The sequence below is a fragment of the Aeromonas sp. R6-2 genome (assembly GCF_040908155.1).
Lineage (GTDB): Bacteria > Pseudomonadota > Gammaproteobacteria > Enterobacterales > Aeromonadaceae > Aeromonas > Aeromonas schubertii.
Genome location: NZ_JBFODE010000006.1, coordinates 221447 through 237009 on the forward strand (window position 1 = coordinate 221447; position 15563 = coordinate 237009).

Here is a 15563-nt window from a genome sequence, read left to right on the forward strand (position 1 = left end):
TCCCTAATAAGTTGTTCTTTGGCTTAAACAGCGCGTCATGGTAACACAGGGCGCGTAAATCCTTAAGCCAAAAACGGTTCTGGCCTGTCAGAGGGTGTCCGTTATAATGCCGCCAACGAAAGAACATGCCCATGAGGAAGCTGCGCGCATGAATGCTGAACAGATTGCCACCAATGGTAACGTCGACCCGTCGGAAATCGCCAAATTTGAGGCCGTCGCCTCTCGCTGGTGGGACATGGAGGGGGAGTTCAAGCCCCTGCACCAGATCAACCCGGTTCGCCTGGAGTGGATCGATGGCGAGTGCGGTGGCCTGTTTGGCAAGAAGGTGCTCGATATCGGCTGCGGTGGCGGCATCCTGGCCGAAAGCATGGCGCGGCGCGGCGCTATTGTGACCGGTATCGACATGGGTAAGGAGCCCCTGGCCGTGGCCCGCCTGCACGCCCTGGAGCAGGGGGTGGAGCTCACTTACAAACAGATCACCGCCGAAGCCCACGCCCTGGAGGCTGCCGGCCAATACGACGTGGTCACCTGCATGGAGATGCTCGAGCACGTGCCCGATCCGGCGTCCGTACTGCGTGCCATCGCCACCCTGGTGCGCCCCGGCGGTCGGGTGGTGGTCTCCACCATCAACCGCAACCCCAAGTCTTATCTCATGATGATCGTCGGTGCCGAATACCTGATGAAGATGGTTCCCAAGGGTACCCACGATCACAAGAAGTTCATCACCCCGGCCGAGCTGTGCCGCATGGCCGAGGCCAGCGAGCTGGTGGTGCGCCACATGAGCGGCGTGCACTATCGCCCCTTGCTCGGTGATTTTCGTCTCGGTGCCAACGTGGACGTCAACTACATGGTCTCCTTCAACCGCCCGGAGGCCCGATGAGCCCCCTGCATGCGGTCCTCTTCGATCTCGACGGCACCCTGCTCGACACGGCGCCGGATCTGGGCGCCGCCGTCAACCACGTGCTGGTGCAAGAGGGCTTTGCACCGCTCAGCGAGGCGGTGATCCGACAGACCACCTCCCACGGGGCGCTGGGGTTGCTGCGTGCCGGCCTCGGTGACGAGCTGCTCGAAGAGCTCGGCGCCAGCCGCCTTCGCACCGCCCTGCTCGATTACTACGCCGCGCACCTCTGTCTTGGCACCCGCCCCTTCGAGGGCATGATCGAGTTGGTGCATTGGCTCGAGGAGCGGGCCATGCCCTGGGGCATAGTGACCAACAAGCCCGGCTTTCTCACCGATCCGCTGCTGGCGCAGCTGCCCGAGCTCAAGGGATGCGCGGTCGCGGTGAGCGCCGACACCCTGCCGGTGCGAAAACCCGACCCCGCCCCCATGTTTTACGCCTGCGACAAGCTGGGGGTGGCCCCGGCCCACACCCTCTATGTGGGGGATCATGTGCGCGATATCGAGGCCGGCCGCAATGCCGGTATGGTGACGGCCGTGGCTGGCTGGGGTTATCTCGATGAGCACGACGACCCCGCCCTGTGGCAGGCAGATCTGCACTTTGACACCGTCCAGGCACTGCATCATTGGCTGCGTTTGAGCCGATAACCCCGAAGGCGCCCCGTTGGCGCCTTCTCTTTTGACTCCTTTTTCCCACCGCTCTGAGATCCTTTTCACACTCCTGAGACGTGGTGCTGGCATCCACTCCCCCATGCTCCTACCCTTCGACGCAACCGGTTGCGTACCCGAGAGACAAAACAGGGCCCCAGGGCCGAGAGGTGTTGTATGAAACGTGGCAAGTTGCTCAATGCGCCCCTGAGCGCGCTCATCGCCCGGGTCGGTCATACCGACGAGATCGTGGTCTGCGATGCGGGGCTCCCCATTCCGGACGGCCCCGAGCGCATCGATCTGGCCCTCACCCCCGGCACCCCCTCTCTGCTGACCACCCTCGATGCTCTCCTGTACGAGCTCACCGTCGAGCGCGTGGTGCTGGCTGAGGAGATCAAGAGCGTGAGCCCGGCCTGCCACCAGCAACTGATCGCGCGCATCGAGCGCCACGCCGCCGAACAGGGCAAGCCCGTCACCATCGATTACATCAGCCATGAGGCCTTCAAGGCCCGCAGCAGCCGCAGCCGCGCCATCGTGCGCAGCGGTGAGACCACCCCCTACGCCAACCTCATTCTCTGCGCCGGCGTCGCCTTCTGATGGGAGCGAGCATGAACCCGATTTCCACTCCCCTGCTCGAGCTCACCGGGATCGTCAAGACCTTCCCGGGCGTGCGGGCCCTCGACGAGGCGGGCCTGCGCGTCTACCCGGGCCGGGTCATGGCCCTGCTCGGCGAGAACGGTGCCGGCAAGTCGACCCTGATGAAGGTGCTGACCGGCATCTATCAGGCTGACAGCGGCATCCTCACCTATCGTGGGGCGCCAGTGGCGTTTCGCGGACCGCGCGAGTCCCAGGATCAGGGGATCAGCATCATCCACCAGGAGCTCAACCTGCTGCCCGAGCTCTCCATTGCCGCCAACATCTTCCTCGGGCGCGAGCCGCGTACCCGTTTTGGCAGCATCGATCACGGGCAGCTGCGTCAGCGTGCCGCCGCCCTGCTGACGCACCTCGGCGTCAGGCACGGCCCGGATACCCGACTGGGGGATCTCTCCATCGGTGAGCAGCAGATGGTGGAGATCGCCAAGGCCCTCTCCTTTGACGCCAGCGTCATCATCATGGACGAGCCGACCGATGCCCTGACCGACACCGAGACCGAGCAGCTGTTCACCGTCATTCGCGAGCTGCGAGCCCAGGGCTGCGGCATCGTCTACATCTCCCACCGGCTCAAGGAGATCTTCGAGATCTGCGACGACGTCACCGTGCTGCGCGACGGCAAGTGGATTGGCGAGTGCCCGGTGAGCGAACTCGACGAGGATCGCCTGATCGAGATGATGGTGGGTCGCCGTCTCGACGAGCAGTACCCGCGCCTGGCACGCGAACCGGGCCCGGTCTGCCTGCAGGTCTCGAAGTTAAGCGGCCCCGGTGTGCGCGGCGTGAGTTTCACCCTGCACGAGGGGGAGATCCTGGGCTTTAGCGGTTTGATGGGCTCCGGGCGCACCGAGCTGATGAAGCTCATCTATGGTGCGGCGCACCCCAGTGCCGGCAACATGGCCCTCGGCGGCGAGCCGCTCATTCCGCGCTCTCCGGCCGATGCCCTGGCCGCCGGTATCGCCTACATCTCGGAAGATCGCAAGGGCGACGGCCTGGTGCTCCCCATGTCGGTGCGCGAGAACATGACCCTGTGTGCCCTGGGCGAGTTCGTGCGCGGCATCCACATCGACGGCAATGCCGAGCGCCAGGCGGTCAGCGACTACATTCGTCTGTTTAACATCAAGACCCCGGGCGCCGAGCAGCCGATCCGCCTGCTCTCGGGGGGTAACCAGCAGAAGGTGGCCATCGCAAAGGGGCTGCTCACCCGCCCGCGGGTGCTGATCCTCGACGAGCCGACCCGCGGGGTGGACGTGGGAGCCAAGAAGGAGATCTACCAGCTCATCAACGAGTTCAAGAAAGAAGGGATGAGCGTCATCATCGTCTCCTCCGAAATGCCGGAGGTGCTCGGCATGAGCGACCGCATCCTGGTAATGCACGAAGGGCGCGTCAGCGCCGAGATGAATCGACACGAGGCCAACCAGGAGCGCCTGATGGCCGCCGCAGTAGGAAAACAATGGCAAGAGGAGCCGGCATGACATCCCAAATTGCAGCCCGGACGGGCTTTCTGAGCAAACGCTGGTGGATTGACAACAAATCCCTGGTCGCCCTCTTGGTGCTGATCGCCGTAGTGTCGCTGCTCAACAACCAGTTCTTCACGGTCGACAACCTGCTCAATATCCTGCGCCAGACCTCGGTCAACGCCATCATCGCCGTGGGCATGACCCTGGTGATCCTCACCGCCGGCATCGATCTCTCGGTCGGCGCCGTGCTGGCCCTGTGCGGTGCCTTTGCCGCCAGCATGATCGGTATGGAGCTGCCCATCTATGTCGCCGTGCCCGCCGCCCTGCTGGCCGGGGGCGCCCTGGGGGGCCTGAGCGGCGCCATCATAGCCAAGGGCAAGGTGCAGGCCTTCATCGCCACTCTGGTCACCATGACGGCCCTGCGCGGCGTGACCATGGTCTACACCGAGGGGCGCCCCATCTCCACCGGCTTTAGCGACGTGGCCGACCAGTTCGCCTGGCTCGGAACGGGATATCTTCTCGGCATCCCGGTGCCCATCTGGCTGATGGCCCTCACCTTCCTGTTTGCCTGGTACCTGCTCAACCACACCCGCCTGGGGCGCTACATCTACGCCCTGGGGGGCAATGAGTCCGCCACCGCCCTCTCCGGCATCAACGTGGCGCGGGTCAAGCTCGCCGTCTACAGCCTGTGCGGCGTCTTCTCCGCCCTGGCGGGGCTGATCGTCACCTCGCGCCTGTCGTCGGCCCAGCCGACCGCCGGCATGGGCTACGAGCTCGACGCCATCGCCGCTGTGGTACTCGGTGGCACCAGCCTGATGGGGGGCAAGGGCCGCATCATGGGGACCCTCATCGGGGCCCTCATCATCGGCTTTCTCAACAACGCCCTGAACCTGCTCGACGTATCCTCCTATTACCAGATGATTGCCAAGGCCAGCGTGATCCTGCTCGCCGTGATGATCGATAACAAAAGCAAGTGATGACACACACAAGGAATGAAACGATGAAAAAGCTCAATACCCTGCTCGCCGCCGCCGTTCTGTCTGTCATGGGCACCGCCCACGCTGCCGATCAGACCCTGGCCCTGGTGGTCTCGACCCTGAACAACCCCTTCTTCGTCACCATGAAGGAGGGGGCCGAGGCCAAGGCCAAGGAGCTGGGCTACCAGATGATCGTGCTGGACTCCCAGAATGACCCGGCCAAGGAGCTGGCCAACGTGGAAGATCTCACCGTGCGCAAGGTGAGCGCCATCCTGATCAACCCGACCGACTCCGCCGCCGTCGGCAACGCCATCGTACTGGCCAACCGCGCCGACATCCCGGTGCTGACCCTCGACCGCGGTGCCGCCCAGGGCAAGGTCCAGGCCCATATCGCCTCCGACAACGTGGCCGGCGGCAAGATGGCCGGTGACTTCATCGCCGAGAAGCTCGGCAAGGGCGCCAAGGTGATCCAGCTCGAGGGGATCGCCGGCACCTCTGCCGCCCGCGATCGCGGCGAAGGCTTCGCCCTGGCGGTCAAGGCCAACGGCTTCAAAGTGCTCGCCTCCCAGCCGGCTGACTTTGACCGCACCAAGGGGCTCAACGTCATGGAGAACCTGCTGGCCGCCCAACCCGAAGTGCAGGCCGTGTTCGCCCAGAACGACGAGATGGCGCTGGGCGCCATCCGCGCGGTGCAGGCCGCCGGCAAGGAGGTAATGATCGTCGGTTTCGATGGAACTGACGACGGCAAGGCCGCCGTTGCCAAGGGCAAGCTGGCCGCCACCGTGGCCCAGCAGCCGGCACTGATCGGTGCCATCGGCGTCGAAACCGCCGACCAGGTGCTCAAGGGGCAGGAAGTGGATAGTGCCATTCCGGTACCGCTGCAAGTCGTCACCAAGTAAACTCCGCTGCGGGGGCCCTCGCCCCCGCATGGTGCTGCCTGGCGTGCGGCCGCAACGCGACCTCACCCCAAGCCGTATCGAAACAGGATTATCTATGAAGCAACTCGTCGTCCTCGGCAGCGTCAATGCCGATCATGTCCTGCGCGTCCCTCACTTTCCCCGTCCCGGCGAGACCCTACGCGGCCACAGTTACCAGGTGCTGTCCGGCGGCAAGGGAGCCAATCAGGCGGTGGCTGCGGCGCGCCTGGGCGCCGACATCGGCTTTATCGCCCGCATCGGCGATGATGCCATCGGCCACCAGATGCGCGATGGCTTCGCCGCCGACGGCGTCGAGGTGAGCGCGGTCGAGTGTGACCCACTCCTGCCAACCGGCATCGCCATCATCTATGTGAGCGATGAGGGGGAGAACAGCATAGGCCTCTCGGCCGAGGCCAACGGCGCCTTGACGCCCGAGGTGGTCGAGCGCCACGCCGACGCGATTCAGGGGGCCGACACCCTGCTGCTGCAGCTCGAGGTTCCCCTCGAGAGCGTGCTGCGCGCCGCCACGCTCGCCCATGCGGCCGGCACCCGGGTGGTGCTCAACCCTGCCCCGGCCCAGCCGCTGCCCCAGGCGCTGCTCGCCCTGGTCGATCTCATCACCCCGAACCAGACCGAGGCCGAACTCCTGACCGGCGTGGCGGTCACCGACGAGGCGAGCGCCCGCGAGGCGGCCCTGCGCTTCCACGCCATGGGGATCGGCAGCGTGATGATCACCCTGGGCGCCCAGGGGGTCTACTGGAGCGAGCAGGGGAAGGCGGCCCTCATCCCCGGTTTTCGCGTCACCGCAACCGACACCACGGCGGCCGGCGACACCTTTAACGGGGCCCTGCTGGCCGAGCGGCTGCGCGGCGCCACCATGGCGGAAGCCATTCGCTTTGCCCACGCGGCGGCAGCCATCTCGGTCACTCGCCTGGGCGCCCAGAGCTCGATCCCGACCCTGGCCGAGGTGCGCAATTTCCTCAAGGAGCATGGCTGATGGCCAACATTCGGGACGTGGCGGTGCGGGCCGGGGTCTCGACCACCACCGTCTCTCACGTCATCAACGAGACCCGCTTCGTGGCCGAAGAGACCCGGGAGCGGGTGTTCGCCGCCATGCTTGAGCTCAACTACGCGCCGAGTCTGGTGGCGCGCAGCCTCAAGGTCAAAGAGACCCACAGTATCGGCATGCTGGTGACCACCTCGAGCAACCCCTTCTTCGCCGAGGTGGTGCGCGGGGTGGAGCGCTACTGCTTCGAGCAGGGCTACAACCTGATGCTCGGCAACACCGAGGGCGAGGCGGCGACCGCCCTCTCCTACCTCAAGATGATGCTGAGAAAGCGGGTCGACGGCCTGCTCATCATGTGCAGCGAGGGGCAACAGGAGGTGCTGGGTCAGCTCGACTGGCTCAAGGGGCTGCCGGTGGTACAGATGGACTGGGGCACGGGGGGGGATGGCTGCGATCTCATCGCCGACAACTCCCGCCACGGGGGCATGCTGGCGACCCGCCACCTGATTGCCCTGGGTCATCGCAAGATTGGCTGCATCACGGGGCCGCGCTCGCGGGCACCGGGGGCCGACCGGCTGGCCGGCTTTATCGACGCCCTGCAGGAGGCGGGGCTCCCCCTGCACAGCGAGTGGATCGTCGAAGGGGCGTTCGACTGCGCCAGCGGCCATCGCGCCATGCAGAGTCTTCTAGCGCTGCCCGAGCGGCCCACCGCCCTGTTTGTCTGCAACGACATGATGGCGATGGGGGCCGTTAGCGCCGCCACCGAGGCGGGGCTGCGCATCCCGGAAGATCTCTCCATCATCGGCTACGACAACGTGGAGCTGGCCGAGTACCTCTCGCCGCCGCTCACCACAGTCAACCAGCCCAAGGAGGAGCTCGGCCGCCTCGCGGTGACCACCTTGCTGGCACGCATCAATGGCAGCCAGGACGCCTCGCGCCTGATCACGCTGGAGCCCAATCTGGTGATCCGCCGCTCCTGCGCCTCCCCCCGCCCCTAAGCCGGGCAATCCAGTGGGGTCAGACCGAGTTCCCGCGACAGGGTGAGCAGGCTCTCCCCCAGCTGCCCCTGATGGGAGAGGGATAGCCAGAAACGAATGGGCCATCCCTCTGCCAGCTGACGGGCAGTGGCGCTGCCTATCTCCTCGACAGCCAACGCGACGCCGCTGGCAATCACCCTCTCTTTGAGCTGCTCATCCCACTCTCCCACCACGGGGAGAGAGAGGATCACACGGCTGACCATCTCCTGCCGCAGCGCCAGGCCATCGAGCAGATGAATCAGTTGCGTCACGCCGTGCAAGCGGATCACCAGGGGGAGACCCCGCTCCTGCCAAAGCATGGCCGCGTGGGGCAGCGCCACCTGCTCCAGCATCCCCACCTCGTCGAGCCATTCGGGCTCGCAATGCTCCCCTTGCGGCAGCCAGCGCAGATAGAGCAGCAGGGCGCTCACCTCTCCTGCGCTCTGTAGCGGCTCGAAGCTGTGCTCCAGGGGACTCATGCCCCCCTGATGAAGCCACTGCAACAGGGTCTGACTGCGCTGCTGACGCAGCAGCAGACGCTCTGCGAGACGCCGCTCGAAGAAGACCAGATCACCCAGGTCCCCCCGCTTGGCCTGATCCAGCGCCTGGATGGCATGATCGATGAGATTGCTCACTTCATCCGATCCACCGGCCAAGGCAACGCCCAACCGACAGCGGGGGATGAGGCGCTGCTCCCGGGTGATAAAGGGCTCGCCGATCACCCCCGGGATCTCTTTGACCCGTTCGCTCAACCCGGCACTCTCGGCCGGGGGCATCACCAGGGCAAATTCGTCCCCTCCAAGGCGGTAGGCCGTGCCATGGGGCCAGTCGCCGAGCCGCTGGGCGATCACCTGCAGCAATCTGTCTCCCACCTGATACCCGAGCTGATCATTAACCTGCTTGAAGCGCTTGAGATCGAGGATAACCAGGGCCCCTACCCGCTCGTGACACAATCCGGATCCGAGGGCCTGGTAGAAGGCTCGTCGGTTGCCCAACCGAGTCAGGGGATCGAGTAAAGAGAGGCGCCGATTCTGATCGTTGGCCCGGCACAGGGCCAGCACCAGCACCATGCCGGCCAACAGCAGCAGCAATTGGCTGATCTGAAGCCAGCGCAGGTCCCGGCGGATATGTTGGACCGAACTCTGGCGCTGTTCACCGGTCAGTGCCTCCTGCTCGAGGACCTCAATACGACGAATGTCATTAGTGACTCGCTCGACCAGCTCGTCCATCATAGGGCCGGGACCAAGCTCACCTCCGTCGATCCGGGGGGCCAACCGCTTGAGGTTATCAAACAGGGAGCGGGTCGCCTCCACCATTCCGCCCTGCCTGCGCAGTTCCGCAGACTCCTCGCTAACCAGGAAGATATCGACCCGATTCCAGAGGAGATCGAAGAGCAGGGTGAGATCGTCCCTGGAGAGAGCCCCCGCCCGATAGAGTCGCAATCCATCGCAGAAACGTTGTGACTCCAACACCAGCTGGCCCATGTGCCAGTAGTTGGTGCGATAGAGGTAATCGACGCTCTTCTCCTGTTTCCCCTGCAGATAAAGAGCCAATACCGACACACCGATAAAGAGCAGTGCCGTGAGCAACATCATGGCGTTGTACAGCAGGCGCCTCATCGAATTATCTCTATGGTCACCAACTGCCATACCATGGCAGCCTCATTTTCCGGTGTTTTGAGATCCGGGCGATCGCTGAAAGGCAGCAGAAGCCACAGGGGGCCCTTGTTGCGACGGGTGAGAGGCTTGCCATTTTCGCTCATGGCCAGGATGGCGGGGTAGCTCGAGAAGGGTCTCAGATCCAGCTCATAACGGTAGTGATTGAGGGCCGTCATGGCGATGCGTTTGGCGCCCGTCCCCTGCAGCACTTGCTCAAGGGCGGGGCCTTCATAGCTATTGCTGCCCTGGGTCCAGGCGGTAATGGTACGAAAATGGTGTTGGGGCAGCGACGTTAACTGGGCTCGGGTGAAGGTACGAATAGGCTCACCATTGCCATTTTTCAGGGTCAGCAGCACCTCCTCCGCCTGAGCCCCGAACACCAGAAGCAACCCGAGCCACCATCCGCGCATTAGACGCATAGCGCACCTCCCACTTCACACCATGTCGGGATGAGTGTGGCGGGATTTCACTCCGATGGCCAGGAGAGTGCTGCGGATCAGCGATGCGCCATCCAGTCGTATTCAGGCTTGAGAGGCTCGGATTGCACGCCGTGGGCCACCAGCAAGCCGTCCACGAAGGCGGGCACCAGATGGGTGGCCAACCCATAGTGCTTCTCGTCAAACTGGCTGTCGACCTCACTGGGCTCCAGATTGAGCTCCACCGAATGGGCTCCGCTCAGGCTCGCCTCATGGACGAAACCGGCGGCCGGGTAGACGGCCCCCGAGGTCCCGATAGAGATGAAGAGATCGCAGCGCGCCAGTGCCGAATAGATGCGATCAAGCCCTATCGGCATCTCGCCGAACCAGACCACATGAGGGCGCAGGGGGTGGGGAAACTGACAGCAGGAGCAGAGATCGCTCTCGGTGATCGGCCCCTTCCACTCGATAGTCTGTCCCGACTGGGGACAGCGCGCCTTGAGCAGCTCGCCGTGCATATGGACAAGGTTCTTGCTACCGGCGCTCTCATGCAGGTTGTCGATATTTTGGGTCACCAGGGTCACAGTGCCCGGAAAGAGGCGCTCGAGGCGAGCCAGGGCGTAGTGGGCGGGATTGGGATGAATACAGGGCTGCTGCAGCTGGGCCCGCCGTGCATTGTAAAAGCGCTGTACCAGAGCCGGATCCCGGGCATAGCCCTCGGGGGTGGCCACATCCTCGACACTGTGATCCTCCCAGAGTCCATCGCTGGCGCGGAAGGTCTTGATCCCCGACTCGGCCGAGATGCCTGCCCCGGTCAGGATAACGATATGCTGGTAGTGTCGTTCCATAGCCTTACTCCTTTTTCCTTGACCCTAGCACGCGCCTTCCCCTGCGACTATTCGCCCTTGGTCTGATGGGCAAGCCAGGGATCGAGAGCGGTCAGATCAAGGCGCACAAACACCATGGCCCGCCCCGTCACCAGCGACACCGGCAATCCGAGCCGCTGCACCAGAGCCAGCATGGGGCGATTCTCGGCCAGGATCTCGGCCATCCACTCCCGAACCCCCTCCCCCCTGGCGAGCAGGGCGAGGGCCAGCAAGATATGGCGAGCCGCCCCGCGACGCTGGAAGTGATCGGCGACCACACAGGAGAACTCGGCCCGCAGAGGATGGCGCCGACGCCGGATAGACTGGGCCTGCGCCACCGGGTAGCCCTTGTCGTCACACAGCAGCAGTGACAGCTGGGTGTCACGCGGATAATCGGTAAACCAGGCCACCTGCTCCTGGCTCGGCGGCTGCTTGGCACGCATGAATCTCAGGTAGACGCTGCGTTCGCTCAGGTCGTGAAAGGCCTGAACCAGACGCCCCTTGTCACCGGGCACCACCTCTCGCAGCAACACCCGATCGCCGCCCAGAGTCAACGACAGCGGCATCTCTTTGCGTGTATGAGGCCAGGGCCCCTGATCCAACAGCTGATGCAGGAGCGGCATGTCGGCCCCCTTGCAGCGATAATCAATGCCCACCTACCAGCGCCCCTCAAAGCCGCGCGCCAGCCAGACCTCGTCGTCGAGCAAGCCGTAGGGATCATCCAGATAGAGCCGGCACCCCTTGTCCCGGGCCCGCTCCAGAAAGTGCTCGATAAGCCCCCCCTGCTCGAGCAAGGGCAACAAGCGTGAGCCAACCAGTATGGCCTCCAGGGGCAGGCGCTCGAGCAGCTCGAAGGAGAGGGTCTCCCGACTATCGACGAAGAGGGCCAGCGAGGCCCCCGCCAGGCGAGCCTGCAAGGCGAGGGAGAAGCGTTCTGGATGGGAGAGCAGCTCATCCCGGGAGCGAATGACCAGCGTCCATCGCCCCTCGCCCTCGGCCTGCTGACGCAGGGCCGACCACTCCTTGTCGAGAGAAGCGAGCAGCAGCCAGCGACTCAGGGGGGCCGGCACAGGGGCATCCGGCCGCCCCAGGACGCCTGCAATCTCCCCTGCCCAGCTTCTCACCCGGCGCGACTGGGGAGGACGAAGATGGGGGGCAGGTGCCCCCTCGTAACCGCGCAGCAGCAGGGGAAGCAGGCGATGGGTGTCGAGGGGCTTGGTAAAGGCTCCCACCACCTTGACACCGCGCAGGGAGAGCAGTTGTGCGGCCCCGTCGACCAGGGACTGATCGTGCCCCGACAGCAGGATCACCGGCGCCGTCACCTTTACCTCGCGCCCCAATACCCGAATGGCATCATCGTGTGCCAGCGCCAGATCGCTGACGACCCAATCCACCGGCCCGGTCTCCAGTGCGCGGCGCAGCTCGCTCTCGTCGCGAACCAGGGTCACTTGGGCGCCCATCTCCCGGATCTGCCCGGCCATCTGCGCTCCCTGAAAGGGGTGATCCTCGAGCAGCAACACCTGTTGGCGACCCAGCCACTCATGCCAGGCCTGCAGTGCCCGCTCGAGTCGGGGGCGCCAGAGCGTATCGAGACTCAGGATCCCCTCCCCCTCATGCAGGGCATCCCAGTAAACCTTGCCACTGTGGTGGGCGGGACTAAAGAGCAGGAACTGACTCTTGCCAAACCAGCTTCCCCACTGCCAGTCGCTGGAGGGCTCGGCCCGCAACAGGGCAATCTCGGCTGGCAGCTGGCTCTCGAGGGCGAGGCAATAGCTGCGATCGTCGAGGGCATAGAGGGTTACGGGACGAAACTCATCCTGCTCACCGCTTGCACCTCCCAGCAGCGCTGTCAGCTCTTCATCTGTGATGATGTTGATCATTGTCGTCACCTCTGCGCAAGCGGCATACCACGCTCTCCAGCGCCGCACCGAGGGCGGCCTCTCCATCCCATTGCGGATGCTGCTGCCAATAGTCAGCCAGTCTGACCAGCTCGGCGGCGCCTACCATTTTTGCCGAACCCTTGATCCGGTGCAATTGGGAGGCCCACCCTTTGCTATCCCCCTCACGCCACTGGCGTTGCAGCAGCGCAAGATCCTGTCGGCTGGTGGTCTCATAGAGGGTTATCAACTCATCATTGAGCAGTCCACTCGGTGTCTCATCGGTAACGGTGGGCAGGCACCCTTGCATCAGATTCGCCAACTCCTGGCGACGCACCGGCTTGTCAAGATGGCCATCGCAGCCACAGGCCGTGAGTCGCTCGGCCGCCTGGACACTGAGATCGGCGGTGATCACATAGACGGGGATCCCATCCCAACGGGCATCGCCCTTGATTCGTCTGCACAGCTCGGCGCCGTCGACCAGCGGCATCTGCAGATCGGTCAACACCAGATCGACCCTCTCCCCACGCTCCAGATGCTGCAGCGCCTCGGCGCCATCGGCCGCCTCCACCACCCGGGCCCCCAACTGCCCCAGCTGCATAGCCAACACCTGGCGGTTGAGGGGGTGATCCTCCACCAGCAGCACCTTGAGTCCGGTTCCCGTCGCAGGGGGCTCGTGGCTCTCACCCTGGCTCGCCGTGGTCAGGGCCGTCAGGATGGCGCCGGGCAGCAGCCGCTGACCACGCCAGCGCCAGCACGGGAGCCCAAACTCATCATGCTCCAAACCAAGGGGTTCCCCTTGCCGGGCGATCCCGAGCCGGCCCAGCCAGGGATCCCAGCGAGCCGCCTCGTCGGACGGCATCAACAGCGTGACGCCCTCTACCACACGCTTGCGGGGGAGTTGCAGGGGCGATGGTTGCAGCGGCAGGCGACACCAGAAGCGGCTCCCGGGCTGGCGTGCCGTGACACCGATCACCCCCCCCATCTGGCTCACCAGCTGGCGACAGATGGCCAGCCCAAGGCCGGTTCCCAGCCCCTGGCGTCTGGCCTCCTCACCCTGCTCAAATGGCTGGAAGAGGCGTGCACCGAGCTCCTCTTCGATACCCGGGCCCTCGTCCTCCACCGCCAGATGCAGCAGGCCATCGCCCACCCCCAGGGTGAGGCTCACCCGGCCGCTTGGGGTGAACTTGATGGCATTGGAGAGCAGGTTGTGGACTATCTGGGCGAAACGATGGGGATCGAGCCACAGGGTTACCGGCAAGTCAGGCTCAACCCGCAGGCTCAGGGCCAGCCCCTTGTCCCTTGCCTTGGGCCAGTGGATGGCCGCCACTTGCTCGCACAGCAGGGCCAGATCGACTCGCTGTGGAGTCAGGGCCAGCTGGGTGCTCTCGTTACGGGAGAAGTCGAGAATATCGTTGAGCAGACCCAGCAGCTCGTCACTGGCCTGTCGAACCCCCTCCAGTGCCCTGCCCTGCTCTGCCGAGAGCGGCGTACCGGAGAGCCACTCCAGCAGGCCTATGATGGCGTTCATGGGGGTGCGGATCTCGTGGCTTATCGAGGCCAGGAAGCGCCCCTTGGCCTCGACGGCGGCCTCGGCACGCTCCCGGGCCTCCGACAGCCCCTTCTCCACCTCGCGCCGACGCACGACCTCGAGGGCCATTCGGCGTCTGGAGCGCCAGATCAGCAGCGAAATACTCCCACCAGTCAGGAGCAGCAACAGGGAAGAGCCAATCCAGAGTCCATAACTCACCCCTTCGACCTGGGTCACCGAGAGCCGCAGCCAGCGCTGACGCAGCTCATCTTGCTGCGTCGGGGTGATCCGCATGATCCCCTGATCGAGAAAGGTGGCCAGATGGGGTGACGCCGCAGCGACGGCAAACCCGAGGCCCCAGCGCTCGGTCGCCAGATCGTTGATCCTGAGATCGTGCAATCGATTGAGCTGCAAGGGGTATTGCAACTGATAGAGATCGGCCAGCATGGCATCGCCCTCGTTGAGCCTCAGTCGCCGTGCCCCCTCATCGAGGGTGGCGACCCGCTGCCATTGAGCCGGCGCCAGGGTAGCAAGCAGATCCGTGTCCCACAGGCTCTCCGGCACCCATACCCGTTTACCGGCCAGTTGAGCCAGCTCGGTCACGACGCTGGTAGGGGTGACGATGGCCCAGTGGCTGCGCACCATGATGCGGGTAAAACGCAGGGTATCGGCCAGCGCCGATGTCTCGGGTAACCCGAGCAGCAGATCAACCTGCCCACCTTCCAGCCGCCCCAACGCCTCCTCCCGAGTGGTGACCGGAACCCAGGAGATGGCGATACCGTGGGGTCTGAGCAACCCTTTGAGCACATCGACCGCCCACCCTACCGGCTCACCGCGGCTTCCCACGCTGGAGAAAGGGCTGAGACCCGGGTTTATCGCCACCCGAATCTCCCGGGTCCGAGCCAACCAGGAGAGCGTCTCGTCACTCCACTCGGGAGGGTTGATCGCCTGCGCGGCATGAGGAACGTACTCCTCGGCCAGCCGGTAGACCCGGGTCGGGGGAAGGTAACGGATGGCGATATCGATAGCCTCGCGCAATCTGGGCTCGTCTCGCATCACCAGGCGCATGGACATCAGTAATCCCTGGCTATCCAGGGTCCGCAATCTGGCATCGAGATCGGGATGCTGGCGCAGGGTATCGCGCAGGGAGAGGTAGTCACCGAAATAGGCCTGTGCCTTCCCCTCCTGCAACAGCTGGTAGGGAGAGACCCCTGCCGGAGCGGGCTTCAGGGCCAGCTCGGGCAACAGTTCCCCCATGGTGTCAGGACTCAGCCAGGCGGCGGGTACCATGGCACTCCCCCTCCTTGCCCCGGCCCTGTAGAGCAGTGCCGAGCGCACCGTGAAGAGGGGCCGACTCTGCACGCCAAGCAGAGGATCCACCCCCTCCGGGCTCATGATGGGCAGCAGATCGCACGCCCCCGCCAGATAGGCCTCCCGGGTGGCACGCCAGGTTGGATAGGAGAGATAGGTGACGCGCGACCCCAGAGAGTCGGTCAGTTGTCTGATAAGATCCCGCGCCAAGCCACCCCCTTTCACCAGATAGGGAGGGTAATCGATGGCCGGATAGCAGAGGGAGATCTCGGGTTGGCTGGCCAACCAGGCGCGGGTGGGCTCGCTCAAGGGTAATGAGCCGGCCAGGGCTGGCA

General features: G+C 64.7%; 14 protein-coding genes. 8 read left to right on the top strand and 6 right to left on the bottom strand.

Annotation, left to right across the window (positions count from 1 at the left end):
* Positions 1 to 163: 163 nt before the first annotated feature.
* The 8 genes from ubiG (at position 164) to AB5Y48_RS01395 (ending at position 7551) form a co-directional block, all read left to right on the top strand.
* Entirely contained in the window at positions 164 to 880 is a 717-nt protein-coding gene (gene ubiG, locus AB5Y48_RS01360; protein WP_050664963.1) for a bifunctional 2-polyprenyl-6-hydroxyphenol methylase/3-demethylubiquinol 3-O-methyltransferase UbiG, read from the top strand.
* Positions 877 to 1545: an HAD family hydrolase gene (locus AB5Y48_RS01365; RefSeq protein ID WP_368163535.1), complete on the top strand. Its 669-nt coding sequence runs from the start codon at positions 877 to 879 to the stop codon at positions 1543 to 1545. The genes ubiG and AB5Y48_RS01365 overlap by 4 nt, the downstream gene beginning before the upstream one ends.
* A 177-nt stretch (positions 1546 to 1722) precedes the next feature.
* Positions 1723 to 2142, top strand: coding sequence for a D-ribose pyranase (gene rbsD / locus AB5Y48_RS01370; protein WP_136613584.1), 420 nt, complete (start codon positions 1723 to 1725; stop codon positions 2140 to 2142).
* An 11-nt stretch (positions 2143 to 2153) separates the two neighbouring features.
* On the top strand, positions 2154 to 3668 hold the full coding sequence (rbsA, locus tag AB5Y48_RS01375; protein WP_368163538.1) for a ribose ABC transporter ATP-binding protein RbsA: 1515 nt from the start codon (positions 2154 to 2156) through the stop codon (positions 3666 to 3668).
* Positions 3665 to 4630, top strand: coding sequence for a ribose ABC transporter permease (gene rbsC / locus AB5Y48_RS01380; protein WP_005352039.1), 966 nt, complete (start codon positions 3665 to 3667; stop codon positions 4628 to 4630). The genes rbsA and rbsC overlap by 4 nt, the downstream gene beginning before the upstream one ends.
* A 23-nt stretch (positions 4631 to 4653) precedes the next feature.
* Positions 4654 to 5529 carry a ribose ABC transporter substrate-binding protein RbsB gene (gene rbsB, locus AB5Y48_RS01385; RefSeq protein ID WP_050664944.1) on the top strand — a complete coding sequence of 292 codons (876 nt, stop codon included), beginning with the start codon at positions 4654 to 4656 and terminating at the stop codon, positions 5527 to 5529.
* Positions 5530 to 5623: 94 nt separating this feature from the next.
* Positions 5624 to 6544, top strand: a complete 921-nt coding sequence (gene rbsK / locus AB5Y48_RS01390) for a ribokinase (protein WP_136613586.1) — start codon at positions 5624 to 5626, stop codon at positions 6542 to 6544.
* Positions 6544 to 7551, top strand: a complete 1008-nt coding sequence (locus AB5Y48_RS01395) for a substrate-binding domain-containing protein (protein WP_224160126.1) — start codon at positions 6544 to 6546, stop codon at positions 7549 to 7551. Before rbsK ends, AB5Y48_RS01395 begins: the two co-directional genes overlap by 1 nt.
* Here the strand turns inward: AB5Y48_RS01395 and AB5Y48_RS01400 are convergent.
* The 6 genes from AB5Y48_RS01400 to AB5Y48_RS01425 all read right to left on the bottom strand — a co-directional run bounded on the left by AB5Y48_RS01400 (position 7548) and on the right by AB5Y48_RS01425 (position 15537).
* On the bottom strand, positions 7548 to 9188 hold the full coding sequence (locus tag AB5Y48_RS01400) for a diguanylate cyclase (RefSeq protein WP_168929891.1): 1641 nt from the start codon (positions 9186 to 9188) through the stop codon (positions 7548 to 7550). The genes AB5Y48_RS01395 and AB5Y48_RS01400 overlap by 4 nt on opposite strands.
* On the bottom strand, positions 9185 to 9646 hold the full coding sequence (locus AB5Y48_RS01405) for a hypothetical protein (RefSeq protein ID WP_136613588.1): 462 nt from the start codon (positions 9644 to 9646) through the stop codon (positions 9185 to 9187). The genes AB5Y48_RS01400 and AB5Y48_RS01405 overlap by 4 nt, the downstream gene beginning before the upstream one ends.
* Positions 9647 to 9723: 77 nt before the next feature.
* The gene (gene cobB / locus AB5Y48_RS01410) at positions 9724 to 10491 is read right to left on the bottom strand and encodes a Sir2 family NAD+-dependent deacetylase (protein ID WP_050664949.1); all 768 of its coding nucleotides are present in this window, start codon (positions 10489 to 10491) and stop codon (positions 9724 to 9726) included.
* A 47-nt stretch (positions 10492 to 10538) separates the two neighbouring features.
* On the bottom strand, positions 10539 to 11132 hold the full coding sequence (locus AB5Y48_RS01415; RefSeq protein ID WP_050664964.1) for a GNAT family N-acetyltransferase: 594 nt from the start codon (positions 11130 to 11132) through the stop codon (positions 10539 to 10541).
* A 33-nt stretch (positions 11133 to 11165) separates the two neighbouring features.
* Entirely contained in the window at positions 11166 to 12389 is a 1224-nt protein-coding gene (locus AB5Y48_RS01420; RefSeq protein ID WP_168929892.1) for a response regulator, read from the bottom strand.
* Complete coding sequence (locus tag AB5Y48_RS01425; protein WP_368163541.1) at positions 12367 to 15537, bottom strand: transporter substrate-binding domain-containing protein; 3171 nt, start codon at positions 15535 to 15537, stop codon at positions 12367 to 12369. The genes AB5Y48_RS01420 and AB5Y48_RS01425 overlap by 23 nt, the downstream gene beginning before the upstream one ends.
* Between the last annotated feature and the right edge of the window lie 26 nt (positions 15538 to 15563).

Bases quoted from the DNA above. Each gene is read 5' to 3' on its own strand.
- rbsB (WP_050664944.1), top strand. From the start codon at position 4,654: ATGAAAAAGCTCAATACCCTGCTCGCCGCCGCCGTTCTGTCTGTCATG.
- rbsC (WP_005352039.1), top strand. From the start codon at position 3,665: ATGACATCCCAAATTGCAGCCCGGACGGGCTTTCTGAGCAAACGCTGG.
- AB5Y48_RS01365 (WP_368163535.1), top strand. From the start codon at position 877: ATGAGCCCCCTGCATGCGGTCCTCTTCGATCTCGACGGCACCCTGCTC.
- AB5Y48_RS01420 (WP_168929892.1), bottom strand. From the start codon at position 12,389: ATGATCAACATCATCACAGATGAAGAGCTGACAGCGCTGCTGGGAGGT.
- AB5Y48_RS01405 (WP_136613588.1), bottom strand. From the start codon at position 9,646: ATGCGTCTAATGCGCGGATGGTGGCTCGGGTTGCTTCTGGTGTTCGGG.
- AB5Y48_RS01395 (WP_224160126.1), top strand. From the start codon at position 6,544: ATGGCCAACATTCGGGACGTGGCGGTGCGGGCCGGGGTCTCGACCACC.
- rbsA (WP_368163538.1), top strand. From the start codon at position 2,154: ATGAACCCGATTTCCACTCCCCTGCTCGAGCTCACCGGGATCGTCAAG.
- cobB (WP_050664949.1), bottom strand. From the start codon at position 10,491: ATGGAACGACACTACCAGCATATCGTTATCCTGACCGGGGCAGGCATC.
- rbsD (WP_136613584.1), top strand. From the start codon at position 1,723: ATGAAACGTGGCAAGTTGCTCAATGCGCCCCTGAGCGCGCTCATCGCC.
- AB5Y48_RS01415 (WP_050664964.1), bottom strand. From the start codon at position 11,132: ATGCCGCTCCTGCATCAGCTGTTGGATCAGGGGCCCTGGCCTCATACA.
- rbsK (WP_136613586.1), top strand. From the start codon at position 5,624: ATGAAGCAACTCGTCGTCCTCGGCAGCGTCAATGCCGATCATGTCCTG.
- AB5Y48_RS01400 (WP_168929891.1), bottom strand. From the start codon at position 9,188: ATGAGGCGCCTGCTGTACAACGCCATGATGTTGCTCACGGCACTGCTC.